General features: G+C 55.2%; 13 protein-coding genes. 11 read left to right on the forward strand and 2 right to left on the reverse strand.

Annotated elements, in window-relative coordinates; all coding sequences use genetic code 11:
• The 11 genes from dnaA (at position 1) to hslU (ending at position 12,844) form a co-directional block, all read left to right on the forward strand.
• Positions 1-1,350, forward strand: a complete 1,350-nt coding sequence (gene dnaA, locus GZH91_RS00005) for a chromosomal replication initiator protein DnaA (RefSeq protein WP_147069533.1) — start codon at positions 1-3, stop codon at positions 1,348-1,350.
• Positions 1,351-1,539: 189 nt separating this feature from the next.
• Entirely contained in the window at positions 1,540-2,646 is a 1,107-nt protein-coding gene (gene dnaN / locus GZH91_RS00010; protein ID WP_147069535.1) for a DNA polymerase III subunit beta, read from the forward strand.
• A 49-nt stretch (positions 2,647-2,695) separates the two neighbouring features.
• Positions 2,696-5,092: a DNA topoisomerase (ATP-hydrolyzing) subunit B gene (gene gyrB / locus GZH91_RS00015; RefSeq protein WP_147069537.1), complete on the forward strand. Its 2,397-nt coding sequence runs from the start codon at positions 2,696-2,698 to the stop codon at positions 5,090-5,092.
• A 35-nt stretch (positions 5,093-5,127) separates the two neighbouring features.
• Entirely contained in the window at positions 5,128-5,541 is a 414-nt protein-coding gene (locus tag GZH91_RS00020) for a CoA-binding protein (protein ID WP_147069539.1), read from the forward strand.
• 12 nt (positions 5,542-5,553) lie between these two features.
• Entirely contained in the window at positions 5,554-6,387 is an 834-nt protein-coding gene (dapF, locus tag GZH91_RS00025; protein ID WP_147069541.1) for a diaminopimelate epimerase, read from the forward strand.
• Between the two features lie 4 nt (positions 6,388-6,391).
• Entirely contained in the window at positions 6,392-7,030 is a 639-nt protein-coding gene (locus GZH91_RS00030) for a DUF484 family protein (protein ID WP_147069543.1), read from the forward strand.
• Complete coding sequence (gene xerC / locus GZH91_RS00035; protein ID WP_147069545.1) at positions 7,027-7,902, forward strand: tyrosine recombinase XerC; 876 nt, start codon at positions 7,027-7,029, stop codon at positions 7,900-7,902. Before GZH91_RS00030 ends, xerC begins: the two co-directional genes overlap by 4 nt.
• 433 nt (positions 7,903-8,335) lie before the next feature.
• Positions 8,336-9,397, forward strand: coding sequence for a CobW family GTP-binding protein (locus GZH91_RS00040; protein WP_147069547.1), 1,062 nt, complete (start codon positions 8,336-8,338; stop codon positions 9,395-9,397).
• Between the two features lie 280 nt (positions 9,398-9,677).
• A complete protein-coding gene (locus tag GZH91_RS00045) occupies positions 9,678-10,838 on the forward strand; it encodes an STAS domain-containing protein (protein ID WP_147069549.1) in 1,161 nt (386 codons plus the stop codon).
• Between the two features lie 122 nt (positions 10,839-10,960).
• Positions 10,961-11,497 (forward strand): ATP-dependent protease subunit HslV, encoded by a 537-nt coding sequence (hslV, locus tag GZH91_RS00050; RefSeq protein ID WP_147069552.1) that lies wholly within the window; start codon positions 10,961-10,963, stop codon positions 11,495-11,497.
• A 3-nt stretch (positions 11,498-11,500) separates the two neighbouring features.
• Entirely contained in the window at positions 11,501-12,844 is a 1,344-nt protein-coding gene (hslU, locus tag GZH91_RS00055; protein WP_147069554.1) for an ATP-dependent protease ATPase subunit HslU, read from the forward strand.
• A gap of 176 nt (positions 12,845-13,020) precedes the next feature.
• Here hslU and modC read toward each other — a convergent pair whose 3' ends face one another.
• Complete coding sequence (modC, locus tag GZH91_RS00060; RefSeq protein ID WP_147069556.1) at positions 13,021-14,103, reverse strand: molybdenum ABC transporter ATP-binding protein; 1,083 nt, start codon at positions 14,101-14,103, stop codon at positions 13,021-13,023.
• Positions 14,100-14,777, reverse strand: a complete 678-nt coding sequence (gene modB, locus GZH91_RS00065) for a molybdate ABC transporter permease subunit (protein ID WP_147069558.1) — start codon at positions 14,775-14,777, stop codon at positions 14,100-14,102. Before modB ends, modC begins: the two co-directional genes overlap by 4 nt.
• Positions 14,778-14,950: the final 173 nt, after the last annotated feature.

A 14,950-nucleotide genomic window follows, 5' to 3' on the forward strand; every position in this document is an offset into this window, starting at 1 on the left:
ATGAATGAGTTTTGGCAGAGCTGCCTAAACCATCTAGCTGAAGACCTGCCACCGCAGCAGTTCAATACTTGGATCAAGCCCCTCAAACCGGCGCTAGACGGAGATTCTTTTCGGCTGCTGGCGCCCAACCGATTTGTGCTCGACTGGGTAAAAGAAAAATTTTTGGTGCGAATAGAAGGATTGGCGCTTGCTTACTTTGGGGAACCCAAGGAAATTAATCTCGGTCTCAGCGAGCAGGTAATTTCCTCTCCCAGACCTGTGCTAGCTACGGCGCCGGCCGGCGCCGTAGCTTCGCCTGTGGTTACTCCCGCCACAAGCCAGCGTGAATCGCCTAAACGCCTTAATCCGACATTTACTTTCGATAGTTTCGTCACCGGCAAGGCCAACCAGCTTGCCCGTGCCGCCGCGATCCAGGTCGCCGAAAACCCGGGCACTGCATACAATCCCCTATTTATTTATGGGGGCGTGGGACTCGGCAAAACACACCTAATCCAGGCTATCGGCAACGTGGTGCACGCCTACAATCCGGAAGCGCGCATTAGTTATATTCATGCCGAAAACTATGTATCTGATGTGGTGCGCGCCTATCGACACAAAACCTTCGATGATTTCAAGCGCCACTATCATTCATTGGATTTGTTGCTGATTGACGATATTCAGTTTTTCAATGGTAAAGGTCGCACCCAGGAAGAGTTTTTCTACGCCTTCAACGCGCTAATCGAAGCACGCAAACAGGTCATCATTACCTGTGACACCTACCCTAAGGAAATCGCTGGTATGGAAGACCGCCTCAAATCCCGTTTTGGCTGGGGTTTGACAGTTGCAATCGAACCACCTGAACTGGAAATGCGCGTGGCGATCCTGCTTAAGAAAGCCGCAGCCGAAGGTATTGTACTAGAAGAAAATATCGCGTTTTTCATAGCCAAACAGGTGCGTTCCAATGTGCGTGAGTTGGAGGGCGCGCTTAAACGCGTGTTCGCCTACGCCCGGTTTTCAGCTCGAAACATCTCGCTGGACCTTGTAAAAGAATCACTGAAAGATCTGCTCGCCGTACAAAGTCGCCAGGTATCTATCGAAAATATCCAGAAAACCGTGGCCGATTTCTACAAAATTAAAGTTGTTGAAATGTACTCAAAAAAACGTACCCGGTCTCTGGTTCGTCCACGCCAAATGGCAATGTCTCTGGCCAAAGAATTGACTTCGCTGAGCCTGCCTGATATTGGAGAAGCATTCGGTGGTCGTGATCACACCACGGTTTTGCACGCATGCCGTAAGATTATTGAACTCAAGGAACAAGACGCCACGATGAGCCGGGAATATGCGTTGCTGTTGCAGGTGCTAACAAGTTAGGGGCTAGCTGTGCACAATATGTGGATAAGTCGATTTTTTTACCCATGATAAAAATTATCCACAATTTGTCCGTATGTCATACTGGCCTTAACCGCATCTTAAAAAATGTTGTAATTAATTGATCATAAAACAGAAGTTACACTTATCCCGAATATACCCCATCCTTAACTATTATTATTAAGGTTATATATGTTATTACTAGAAGCAGAACGTGATACTTTGCTTTTTCCCCTGCAAGCCGTTACCGGAGTAGTGGAAAAACGCCATACGCTCCCTATCCTGTCGAACGTGCTGATTGAAAAAAATGCGGGGGTGTTGGCCATGACAGCGACGGATCTGGAAATCCAGATACGAACTTCTACCCAGGCGAGTGCAACCGAAGACAATTTTGCCATTACCGTATCAGCAAAAAAATTACAGGATATTTGCCGTGCCCTACCGGACAAAGCGCATATCCGTCTTGAGGCCAGTGACGAACATATACAAATCACGGCCGGAAAAAGCCGTTTTAACCTGCAAACCCTGCCAGCTGCGGACTTCCCGGTGATAGAATCCAATGGCGAAACAGAAAGCCGCGCCAGTCTTCCACAAAAAACGTTCAAACACCTGATTGAGCGGGTCCAGTATGCGATGGCGCAGCAGGATATCCGCTATTACCTTAACGGCATGTTGCTGGTGCTGAACGGCAAAACCATCATGGTAGTTGCAACAGACGGCCATCGCCTGAGCCTTGCATCTGCAGAACTGGAACAAGAAAGCGCGTCGCTGGAGATTATAGTTCCGCGCAAAACCGTGCAGGAGTTAGGCAGGCAGTTAACAGACAGCGATGACCTGATTCATATCAAAGTGCGCAGAAACCAGGTGGCGTTCAATTTTGCCAGGATAGAACTGGTTTCCAAGGTAATCGAAGGCAAGTTTCCAGATTACAACCGCGTTATCCCCAGTAACCACAGCAATGTGCTCCAGGTTGCGAGAACAGCATTGCTGCAGGCGCTACAACGTGTGGCCATCCTCTCCAACGAAAAATTCAGAGGCGTACGTCTGGTACTGAGCCAGAGCGAATTACGCATTATTTGTAATAACAATGAACAGGAAGAAGCGCAGGAAGAACTGGAGGTCGATTACCATGGGGAAGCACTGGATATTGGCTTCAACGTTTCCTATTTGCTGGATGCGTTGAATAATTTGTCGTGTGACACAGTTCAATGCCTGTTTGACGACGCGAACAGCAGCATGCTGTTGATTCAACCGGATGATGCCGGCTTCAAATATGTCGTGATGCCGATGCGCATCTAATCTTGATGTTTCACGTGAAACACCGCCCAACGCAAAGAAAGCGCCAGTCATGAGCAATAATTATGATTCCAGCAGCATCAAAATCCTGAAAGGACTGGATGCGGTACGTAAACGCCCTGGCATGTATATCGGAGACACTTCTGATGGCACCGGTTTGCATCACATGGTGTTTGAGGTGCTTGATAATGCTATCGACGAGGCGTTAGGCGGGTATTGCGATGACATCAAGGTCATTATTCATACGGATAATTCCGTTTCGGTGACTGATAACGGACGGGGTATCCCTACAGACATCAAACAGGATGACGAATTCAAGCGTTCCGCAGCAGAAATTGTAATGACAGAATTACATGCAGGTGGAAAATTTGACCAGAACTCCTACAAAGTATCTGGCGGACTGCATGGAGTGGGTGTTTCTGTGGTCAATGCCCTGTCAGACTGGCTTAAATTGCGTATCTGGCGCAATGGCAAGGCGTATCAGATGGAGTTTCATCATGGTGTGGCCGTTGCTCCCCTGGTTGAGGCAGGCCCGTCAGAGCGTCATGGTACCGAAGTGCATTTTATGGCTTCGATAGAAACGTTTGGACTGGTTGAATATCACTATGATATTCTCGCCAAGCGTATTCGTGAGTTATCATTCCTGAACAACGGTGTCAAAATCGAGCTCATCGACCAGCGAGATGGAAAAAGCGAAAATTTCGCCTTCTCTGGTGGCGTGATGGGTTTTGTGCAGTACATGAACCGTTCCAAGAGTGTGCTACACCCACACATTTTCCATGCGGTGGGCGAAAAAGACGGCATGATCGTAGAGGTCTCTATGCAATGGAATGACTCCTACGCGGAAACCGTGCAATGTTTTACCAATAATATCCCCCAGCGCGATGGTGGCAGCCATCTGACCGGTTTGCGTACCGCAATGACGCGTACACTTAACCAGTATATCGAGCAGAGCGAACAGGCGAAAAAAGCCAGGGTAGAGACCAGCGGTGACGATATGCGCGAAGGTTTGACCTGCGTGCTTTCGGTTAAAGTGCCCGAACCCAAGTTTTCGTCCCAGACCAAGGATAAGCTGGTGTCGTCCGAAGTGCAGCCGGTAGTGTCGGAGATAGTCAGTCAGAAATTGAGTGAGTTTTTGCTGGAAAACCCTAACGACGCGAAAATTATCTGCGGCAAAATTGTAGACGCTGCACGTGCCCGCGAGGCCGCACGGAAGGCCCGTGAAATGACCCGGCGCAAAGGTGTTCTGGATGGCATGGGTCTGCCCGGCAAGCTCGCCGATTGCCAGGAAAAAGATCCTGCACAATCCGAAATCTATCTGGTAGAGGGTGATTCTGCCGGCGGGTCCGCCAAGCAGGGACGCGACCGCAAGTTCCAGGCGATCCTGCCGCTCAAAGGCAAGATTCTTAACGTGGAAAAAGCGCGTTTCGACAAACTCATCTCCAGCCAGGAAATTGCCACCCTGATTACCGCGCTTGGCACGGGCATCGGCAAGGATGAGTACAATGCCGACAAGTTGCGTTATCACCGTATTATCATCATGACCGACGCGGATGTGGACGGCTCCCATATACGTACATTGCTCCTCACCTTTTTCTACCGCCAGATGCCCGAACTGGTTGAACGTGGTCACATTTACATTGCACAGCCACCGCTATACAAGGTCAAGTACGGTAAAACCGAGCGCTATCTCAAGGATGAACATGAATTGAAGGCGTTTTTGCTGGCTGAGGCGATCAAGGACGCACGACTGGTTACTGCTGAACAGGATGGTAGCGAAATCAGTGGCGAGGCGCTGGAAAACATCGCCAAATCCTACCTGCTGGCTGAGGCGGTTATTGAGCGCATGAGCCGCTTGATTGATGGTGCGGTCATGCACGCATTGATGGATATTGCTCCGGTCAGTCTCAGCAGTGCAGACGAGGCGCAGCGGGCAGCATCCGCGCTAGAGATCGCTGTGCGGGATGAGGCAGTTGAAATCAGCGCGGAGTATGATGCCGAGTCCGAGCAACATACACTGAAAATTCTGCGTCGCTACCACGGCAACATTCAGGCCACGCGTCTGGATGCCGATTTCATTGCCAGCGGCGATTATGCACAAATCCGCGATACCAGCCAGGTGTTGCAACACCTGCTGGGTGCAGGAGCCCGCGCCATGCGAGGCGAAAAGGCGCAACCGGTGTCAAGCTTCAAGGAGGCCCTGGAATGGATGCTCAACGAAGTCAAACGCGGTCTGGCTATTCAGCGCTATAAAGGACTGGGCGAGATGAATCCAGCTCAACTGTGGGAAACCACCATGGATCCCAGCGTGCGTCGTTTGATGCGTGTGCAGATTGAAGATGCGATCACCGCCGACGAGATTTTCATTACCTTGATGGGCGATCAGGTAGAACCACGCCGTGCCTTCATCGAGACCAATGCGCTGGGCGTGCGCAACCTGGATGTATGAACACGCCGGTGGCAACACAGAATTAACATCCAGCGATGTTCAATAATCCTGGTCCTGCCGCCATCAAGGCGCTTTTGCAGCGCACGCGTAGCATTGCCGTGGTGGGGCTGTCGCCGCACCCTAAGCGCCCCAGCCATAGCGTAGCACGCCACATGCAGCAGTTTGGCTATCGCGTGGTGCCGGTGCGGCCGATGATGGAGGAGGTGTTGGGGGAGAAAGCCTACACCAGCCTGACCGAACTGCCGTTTCCGGTGGATATTGTCAACGTGTTTCGTGCGGCGGAGCATCTGCCTCAGCTAGTGGAAGAGTGTATCCGGATTGCATGTCCGGCAATCTGGATACAACAGGGCATCGTCAATGAGGAAGCCGCCCAACGTGCTAGCCAGGCGGGCCTGATCGTGGTCATGGATCGCTGTATTTATCGAGATTACCTTGAACTGATGGTCTGAGACGCAAACAGAATGAAACTACGTTTTAGCAAAATGCACGGTACAGGCAATGATTTTGTCGTGTTCGATGCCATCAACCAGCGTGTTGAGCTGAGCGCCGAGCAGGTACGGTTCATTGCCGAGCGCCATTTTGGCGTCGGCTGCGACCAACTGCTGCTGGTGGAGCGGCCTACCCGGAATGACGCCGATTTTCGTTATCGTATCTTTAACGCCGATGGCGGTGAGGTAGAACAATGCGGCAACGGCGCGCGCTGCTTTATGCGTTTTGTGCATGATAAAAAACTCTCTCGGCAAAGCGAAATCCGCGTCGAGACCGCTTCCGGAATCATCCAGCCGCGCCTTGAAGCGGACGGGCGGATTACTGTCAATATGGGCACACCACACTTTGATCCACATGACATACCATTCATGGTGGATAAGTGTGCACTTACTTATGAGCTTGAGCTGGAAGGCGAGACGGTCACGATTAGTGCCCTGTCCATTGGCAACCCGCACGCCGTGCAATATGTAGATGACATCGACACTGCCCCGGTTGCAAGACAGGGGCCACAGATCGAGGCGCATCCGCGCTTTCCCAATAAAGTGAACGCGGGCTTCATGCAGATAGTGGATCGCCAGAATATCCGTCTGCGCGTGTATGAACGTGGCGCAGGCGAAACCCTGGCGTGTGGCACGGGTGCGTGTGCAGCCGTGGTAGCAGGCATCAGTCGAGGTTCGCTGGACGCCACTGTGCACGTGGCTGCGCGCGGGGGTCTGCTCACTATTCACTGGGCGGGGGCGGACACGCCGGTATCGATGACCGGCCCCGCAGCGAATGTATTCGAAGGCGAAATTGAACTAGGATAAGCACATGCAGACAGAAGACATTGCCCGCTATCTTGCAGGCCACCCCGAGTTTTTCGACCAACATCCGCATTTGCTGACCGATATACGTGTCAGCCATCCGTTTGATGGGCGTGCCGTGTCCATCGCCGAGCGGCAGATCCTCAATCTGCGCGAAAAATATAAGCTGCTGGAAACAAAGCTGGCGGAGCTGATTGAATTTGGTGAAGAAAACGACGCCATCTCGGAAAAAATGCAGCATCTGACACGGGCGTTAATGTCGGCACGCGAATTGCCCACATTACTGCAAATGCTCAAGCTCAATTTGCATGACGATTTTGGCATTCCACACACAGCATTGCGCATTTGGCAGGGCACGGCACCACTGCCGGAGTTTGCAGCCGTATCCGAAGCCGTCAAAAACTGGGCTGCACAAACCAGCCAACCGCATTGCGGTACCCTGCCCTTGGCAGAAATGGCGGACTGGTTTGCTGGTGCCAGCCATCCGCGCTCGTTCGCAGCCGTGCCATTAAAAGCGGACCACAGCGTCGGCATTCTGGTGCTGGCCTCGGAAGACGCGCAGCGTTTTTACCCACAAATGGGCACGCTCTACCTGCAGCGTCTGGGCGAGCTGCTCGCCGCCGCACTACAGCGCCTGCTGCCGTGACTCCGGCAGCCCTGCTCGAAGCTTATTTGATGCATCTAAGCAGCGAGCGTGGCCTGTCTCGCCACACACAGGAAAACTACGCGCGCGATTTGCGCGTGCTGTTCGGAAAAATTGGCGAAGTCAGGCTGGACGCTTTGCAAACCCAGGATATCCGTCGCGTGCTCGCGGGACTGCATGCGCAAGGCTTGTCGGGCAAAAGCCTGGCACGCACGCTCTCCGCCTGGCGCGGCTTTTATCACTATCTGGCGAAGCGCCACGGATACAGCCACAATCCTTGCGAAAGCCTGCGTGCGCCGAAATCACCAAGGTCCCTGCCCAAGGCGCTGTCGCCCGATCAAACCCGGCATCTGCTCGAAGCGCCGACAGGCACGCCACTGCAAATACGTGATCTGGCGATACTGGAACTGTTTTATTCCTCCGGCCTGCGTCTCTCGGAACTGGCCGAACTCAAGTGCGCCCAGCTTGATTTGATTAGCGGCGAAGTAACGGTTACCGGTAAAGGTAACAAGACCCGTATTGTGCCCGTGGGTAACCGCGCGGCGCAGGCGTTGGCCCGCTGGCTGGCACTGCGGCCGGCGGGCACAGACTATGTGTTTCCGGGGCGCGCTGGCGCGCACCTGGGTCAGCGTGCCATCGAGTTGCGCCTGAAACTGTGGGCCGTGCGCGCCGGGCTGGAAGTCAACATCCATCCCCACATTCTGCGCCATTCCTTCGCTTCCCACCTGTTGCAGTCTTCGGGCGATCTACGAGCGGTGCAGGAAATGCTCGGCCATGCCAGCATCAGCACCACACAGATATATACCCGGCTGGATTTTCAGCATCTGGCCAAAGTTTACGACGCCGCCCATCCCCGCGCCAGGCGTAAAAGCTGAGCGCGCTGTATAGCGGCGCAACCAGATGCCTGCTTGCCCAGCGCCTGGATGCGCATGGCGTACTGGAGCACGCCACTAACGCACACTCGGCTGGCTGGTGAAGCAGCGCTGGCACACCATGTCTCGGGGGAAGGCCGCACTACACGCAACAATGCCGGATGGGCCGAAGCGCATAATCACGCGCATCCCAAGTGTGCGCAATGTGGTCAGGTTTTCTGCCTGGGCAGAGAATCCACGGCATTTGCGATACAGCTTGCCGGGAGGTTTTCAATCACAGCACATTGAGCTCTCGGCTAAAGGCATTCGTAGCGAGTTAGGTATCGCGGCAATAGATTCGCATTACTTGCATTCCGGATTTTGCCAAGATAATCTGCAACAAGGCTGCATTTAAAAAATCGGTGAACCGGTCCGATAAATCAGGAAATAAAACACCATGTTCACCGAACCCATACCTGTAACCCTGCTCACCGGATTCCTGGGTAGCGGCAAGACCACGCTGCTTAACCAGCTGATCCAGCAGTTGCCACGCAGTGCCATTATCATGAACGAATTCGGCGAAATCGGACTGGACCACCAGCTACTGAAAAAAACCGATGGGCCACTGGCGCTGCTCTCAGGCGGTTGTATTTGTTGTACTGTGGTAGGCGCGCTTTCACCCACGCTGAAAAACCTGTTCATGGCATCCAGTCGGGGCGAAATTCCGCAATTCGAGCGCGTCATTATCGAAACCACCGGGATTGCCGATCCGGCACCGATATTTGATACCCTCATCAACGAACGCTGGATTGCTGCGCGCTTTCAGCTAAACAGCGTGGTGACCACGGTGGATGCGGTGCTCGGAGACCAACAATTGGACAGCTACTTCGAGGCGGTCAAACAGGTGGCGGTTGCAGATCGCCTGCTCCTGACCAAGACTGATCTGGCTGACCATCACTCTGCGGCGGCGCTGCAGGCGCGGCTGGCTGCAATCAACCCGGCGGCACCAGTCATCACCGTGCAACATGGCCGGGTTGACCCTGCGCTCATCCTCAACGCCGGCTTGTATGACCCGGCCAATCAAACCAGCGAGGTAAAAAAATGGCTGAATGAAAGGCGCTATCGTCCGGCGGCGAGCATCACGGTGATGGGCAGGTCCGCGGAGGCACCAGTACACGACAACCGTATCCGCTCATTCAGCGTGACATTCGATAAACCGCTGGAGTGGACGGGCATTTACGCGGCGCTGCAAATGCTGTTGAACTTGCGCGCCAAGTCGCTGTTGCGCATGAAGGCTATCGTCAACCTCAAGGGCAAGGATAAACCCACCGTTCTGCACGCGGTGCAGCACATTCTCCACCCGCCGGCAGAGCTGCCGGAATGGCCGGATGACAACCGCCACAGCCGCTTCGTGTTCATCGTCGCAGACCTTGACGCCGAGCTGGTGCCACAAATCCTGCGGGAATTCAATGACGCTTACGCGAGCGGGCTGCTGCCGGCGCCGGCAGCAGCCCGCTGAGGCCCGCGCCGCACGCTGGCTCTGGCTTATATGGTCGGTTTGCCTGGTTATGCGCCGGGACTTGCCGCATCGGCGCTGTTTGACCTGCCTGCGGGAGCGGTGAACATGTGGACAATTGCATTGACAGGCGTGACCGGAAGGCTGCTCCGGGTGCGTGCGCGCGCTTGATATTTGTTATGCTTAGCGCCTATCATCAAAATATGGTTCGAATACATGCTGGTCACCCTCTCTCGATACATGTCCCACGACCGCGGCGCGTGCGTTAGCAAGGTACTCTAAATTGGATTTTTCGTTTTTCCGCAAAGACAAGAACAAGTCGGCACCCGCCAAAAAATCAGGCAAAGCCGCAGCGATAGAGGCTATTAATCAAGCACCACTCACCGAGGAGCAGTTCGGTTCCGCACCCGCGCACGGTGGAATTGACGTAGTGGAAACCGGCGCCAAACTCGCCCCCGGCATCGAGGAAGCCGCCATGCTCTACGCCAGCGACCGAGCCAATGAGGCCATTGCGCTGCTCAAAACCTACCTTGCAGGTGCGGATGCAGGCGACGCGCAATGGCGCATGCTGTTTGACCTGTACCGGGTGACCCGACAGCGTGATGCATTTGAGCAATTGGCACTGGATTACGCGGTGCAATGCGAAACTTCACCACCGGTGTGGGTGGATGGGGCGGCGGCAAAACAACCAGGAAAAGGTATCGCCGCGGATGCGACGAAGTCGAGCGGTCAACTGTTCAGCCTCAAAGGCAGCCTCGACGAGACCAGTGCCGACCGCATCGCGCTGCTGCAGAGCGCAGCCGCGCAAGGAGCAATCCAGCTCGACCTGTCAGGCATCAACGCAATCACAGCTAGCGGCAGCCAACTGCTTAAGGATGCCCTTGCCCATCTGCAAAAAAAGCGTGCCCTGCTACAAATTGCCAGCGGCGCGTTGATCAGCCTGCTCCAGCACCATACCGAGGAGGCCAGTCAGCACGAGCCCGCGTACTGGTTGCTGTTGTTGCAGCTGTACCAGGTGCAGGGCAAACAGGCTGAATTTGAAGACCTCGCCGTGGAGTATGCAGTGCGTTTCGAAGTCTCCCCGCCGTCCTGGGAAACCCCGGGCAAATTGGCACAGAGCATTGCCCCGGTGGCTCCTGCCGAGGCTGCCGAAGACGCTTCCTCCAATGGTTTTGCCATGCATGGAGTGATTAATGGCGGCAGTGCCGCGCTCTTTGATGAGTTTCGGGCATTTGCTGCGACCCGCAGTGAAGTCGAGCTGGATCTGGCAGATGTGCAACGGGTCGAGTTCGCCAGTGTCAATCTGTTCATGGATGCGTTGACGAGTCTGCTGCAAGCAGGCAAACGCGTGCGCATCGTCGGCGGCAATGAAATGGTCAACGTCGTCCTGATCGTCATGGGTGTGGACCAGATGGCCGAAGTGGTGCGACGCAAGGCCAATTAAATGTAAACGCGGGATATTGGCTGCACGGGGTTGAGAAACCGGCCGTCGGCCCCCACCTTGTTTTCCATCGCCTCTTTAATCCCCTCAAGAAAAATTCGCTGGTCATCACGGAAAGCTAACTCATGGAGCAATATCGCGGCACCACCATCCTTTCGGTACGGCGTGGCAATCAGGTCGCACTGGGTGGGGACGGCCAGGTTACCCTTGGCAATATCGTTATCAAATCCACTGCGCGCAAGGTGCGTCGCCTGTACCAGGAAAAAATTCTGGCCGGATTCGCGGGCGGCACCGCAGACGCCTTTACCTTGTTCGAGCGCTTTGAAGCCAAACTCGACCAGCACCAGGGAAATTTGCTGCGCTCCGCCGTGGAGCTGGCCAAGGACTGGCGCACTGATCGCATTCTGCGCCGTCTGGAAGCCATGCTGGCGGTGGCTGATAGCGAGCACTCCCTTATTATCACCGGCAACGGCGACGTGCTGGAGCCGGAATATGGCATCGTCGCCATCGGCAGCGGCGGCGCCTACGCCCAGGCCGCCGCCCGCGGGCTGCTGGAAAATACCGAGCTGCATGCGCGCGATATCGTCGCCAGGTCCCTGGCGATTGCCGGCGACCTGTGCATTTACACCAACCAGAATCATGTGATCGAAGTGCTTGAATAACCCATGTCCCAGATGACCCCGCAAGAAATCGTCCACGAACTCGACAAACACATCATCGGCCAGGATGCTGCCAAACGCGCCGTCGCCGTCGCCTTGCGCAACCGCTGGCGGCGCGCCCAGGTGGCGGAACCGCTGCGCCACGAGATCACCCCCAAAAATATCCTGATGATCGGCCCCACCGGAGTCGGCAAGACCGAAATCGCGCGGCGCCTGGCACGGCTGGCCGATGCACCGTTCATCAAGGTGGAGGCGACCAAATTTACCGAAGTCGGTTATGTTGGGCGCGACGTCGATTCCATCATTCGTGACCTGATGGAGACCGCGATCAAAGACCTGCGCGAGCAGGACATGGCCAGGCACAAAATGCGTGCCGAAGACGCCGCCGAGGAACGCATTCTCGATGCCCTGCTGCCGCCGGCGCGCGATGTGGCCTATCAGCTCGCTGCGGAAACCAGCGCCAAACCGGAAGATTCCGCCACGCGCCAGAAATTTCGCAAGATGCTGCGCGAGGGTGCATTGGATGAAAAGGAGATTGAGATCGAGGTCGCCGCCATGCAGGCCACCGCGCAGATCTTCGCTCCGCCCGGTATGGAAGACCTTACCAGCCAGATTCAGGGCATGTTCCAGAACATGGGCGGCGGACGGCGCAAAACCCGCAAGTTGAAAATCGCCGAGGCAATGAAGCTCATCACCGAAGAAGAAGCCGCGCAAATGGTGAACGAGGAAGACATCAAACAGCGTGCACTGGCCAGCGTCGAGCAAAACGGCATTGTGTTCCTCGACGAAATCGACAAAATTACCAGCCGCAACGAAGCCAGCGGCGGCGAAGTCTCGCGTCAGGGCGTGCAGCGCGATCTGTTGCCGCTGGTAGAAGGCACCACTGTCACCACCAAGTACGGCATGGTCAATACCGATCACATTCTGTTCATCGCCAGTGGCGCGTTCCATCTGGCCAAACCGTCGGACCTCATTCCAGAGCTGCAAGGCCGTTTTCCTATCCGCGTTGAGCTGACCTCGCTGGCGGTGGGCGATTTTGAGGCGATCCTCACCGCCACCGATGCCTGTTTGACGCGTCAGTACCAGGCGCTGCTCGCCACCGAGGGTATGGAAGTCAACTTCACCCCGGACGGCATCCGCCGCCTCGCCGAAATTGCTTTTCAGGTCAACGAAACCACCGAAAATATCGGCGCACGGCGCCTGCATACCGTGATGGAGCGCCTGCTGGAAGAGGTCTCGTTCGACGCCGGAAAATACAGCGGCCAGCATGTCAGCGTGGACGCTGCCTTTGTGGATGCACGCCTGAAGAATCTGGCGGTGCGCGAAGATTTGGTGCGCTACATATTGTGAGAAATTGATTAATGTTTCGTGTGGCTTGCCACCACACCCTGGTGAGGTTGAAATATGGCTGCGGGCGGTTGAGCATTATTGTTAATCAAGACAAATGTGCCCTGGTTAAATCTGTAGCGACATGGCGATATATTTTTAACGATTTACAAACAACCTCAGCTGTTCGCATGATGGGTTCATCTCATCAGGGCTACTGATTTGACTTGCACCCACACCGATTTGCCGGGCGCCAAACCGAGCGTGTCAGCGGAGAGCTTGGTGACGCGGCCCAGCAGCGGCACATCTCCAACCTGCAGGCGAATCAGGGCAAGGCTGGGATGGGTATCGTCGGCCAGTGCGACTACCTTGCCGTGTAGCTGGTTGAGGATGCTGGTATTGTCCGGTCGCGCCAATGCCAGGCTCACGTCTCGCGCCAAGATCCTTATTCGTACCGGCTCCCCCATGGCCGCGCCCATATCCCGCACCCACAAGCCGCCGCCGGCAAAATCTGCGCGCAGTAGATGCCATTTCTTGTCACGCATGCCGACTATGGCGTCGACCACTACGCCGGCGTCTTCGCCCAGGCGAATGGGCAAATCAAGCCGCGCCAGTGTTTCACTCAGTGGGCCATTCGCCAGCACGCGGCCGCCGTCCATGACGACGATGTGATCCGCCAGTCGTGCCACTTCGTCTGGCGCATGGCTGACATACAAGATCGGTATTTCCAGTTCATCGTGCAGATGCTCCAGATAAGGCAGTATTTCTTGCTTGCGCGCCAGGTCGAGCGCAACAAGGGGTTCATCCATGAGCAATATTTTCGGACTTACTGCCAGCGCACGGGCGATGCCTACGCGCTGGCGTTCGCCGCCAGAAAGCGTGCCGGGTTTTTGCGCCAATAACGCGCCGATACCAAGTAATTCGATGGCCTGATCCAGCGAAACACGCCGCTCGGATGCAGGCACGCGCTTCATGCCATATTCCAGATTGCGGCGTACATTGAGGTGCGGAAAAAGGCTGGCTTCCTGGAACACATAACCCAAAGGACGCTGGTGTGTGGGTAGATAAATCCGTTTAGCGTCGTCTTGCCAGACCGCGCCATTTACTTGCAAAAAGCCATCCGCTACACGCTCCAACCCGGCAATGCAACGCAACAGTGTCGTCTTGCCAGAGCCAGAATGACCGAACAGGGCGGTGACACCGCGCCCAGGCAGGTCAAGGTCGACATCCAGCGAAAATCCGCTGTAATCAAGTTTGAAACGAGCGCCGATTGTCGTGTTCATTTGCGCCGTCCGGTTGGGTTGAGTGTGTACAACCCCAGCAATACGAGGAAGGAAAATACCACCATGCCTGCTGCCAGGCTGTGTGCGTGTCCATATTCCATCGCCTCAACATGGTCGTAAATTTGCACTGACACTACGCGGGTTTTGTCTGGAATATTGCCGCCTATCATCAACACCACGCCGAACTCGCCAACTGTGTGCGCGAACCCCATCACCGTGGCGGTAAGGTAGCCGGGCTTGGCCAGGGGCAGTACAATGGTGAAGAAAGTATCCAGTGGCGAGGCCCGTAAAGTAGCGGCCGCCTCGGCATGACGCTCACTGATGGCCTCGAACGCATTCTGTATCGGCTGCACGACAAAAGGCAGTGAGTAAAAAACTGAAGCAACCACCAGGCCCCAAAAAGTAAAAGGAAGTAGCCCCAAACCCAGTGATTGGGTGAAATGGCCGACCGGGCCGTCAGGGCCCATCGCAACCAGCAGATAAAAACCCAGCACTGTAGGCGGCAGTACAATTGGCAAGGCTACCAGCGCGCCCGCTGGACCTTTCCACCAGGAGCGGGTGCGTGCCAGCCACCAGGCAATGGGCGTGCCGATAACGATCAGGATTGAAGTCGTGAGCGCGGCCAGCCTGACGGTTAGCCAGACCGCGGCAAGATCAGGATTGTCAAAATGCATACATCACGCCAAAAATTTACATTTAAACACGCAATCCTGCCGCGTGTAACCGTCAGGCTTGATCATGTCTTGGGCTTGCTTGGTTTTTCGATATATATTCAACAATATAATGCGGCTGATTGCCGGTACAAGCGCAGTATTTGACAGGCCTCTCAAGCAATCCATCGGTACGT

This window comes from Sulfuriferula plumbiphila, from assembly GCF_009938015.1.
In the GTDB taxonomy this organism is placed as follows: domain Bacteria; phylum Pseudomonadota; class Gammaproteobacteria; order Burkholderiales; family Sulfuriferulaceae; genus Sulfuriferula; species Sulfuriferula plumbiphila.

Coding starts and splice junctions, on each gene's coding strand:
- dnaA (WP_147069533.1), top strand. CDS start 1: ATGAATGAGTTTTGGCAGAGCTGCCTAAACCATCTAGCTGAAGACCTG.
- dnaN (WP_147069535.1), top strand. CDS start 1,540: ATGTTATTACTAGAAGCAGAACGTGATACTTTGCTTTTTCCCCTGCAA.
- gyrB (WP_147069537.1), top strand. CDS start 2,696: ATGAGCAATAATTATGATTCCAGCAGCATCAAAATCCTGAAAGGACTG.
- GZH91_RS00020 (WP_147069539.1), top strand. CDS start 5,128: ATGTTCAATAATCCTGGTCCTGCCGCCATCAAGGCGCTTTTGCAGCGC.
- dapF (WP_147069541.1), top strand. CDS start 5,554: ATGAAACTACGTTTTAGCAAAATGCACGGTACAGGCAATGATTTTGTC.
- GZH91_RS00030 (WP_147069543.1), top strand. CDS start 6,392: ATGCAGACAGAAGACATTGCCCGCTATCTTGCAGGCCACCCCGAGTTT.
- GZH91_RS00040 (WP_147069547.1), top strand. CDS start 8,336: ATGTTCACCGAACCCATACCTGTAACCCTGCTCACCGGATTCCTGGGT.
- hslV (WP_147069552.1), top strand. CDS start 10,961: ATGGAGCAATATCGCGGCACCACCATCCTTTCGGTACGGCGTGGCAAT.
- hslU (WP_147069554.1), top strand. CDS start 11,501: ATGTCCCAGATGACCCCGCAAGAAATCGTCCACGAACTCGACAAACAC.
- modC (WP_147069556.1), bottom strand. CDS start 14,103: ATGAACACGACAATCGGCGCTCGTTTCAAACTTGATTACAGCGGATTT.
- modB (WP_147069558.1), bottom strand. CDS start 14,777: ATGCATTTTGACAATCCTGATCTTGCCGCGGTCTGGCTAACCGTCAGG.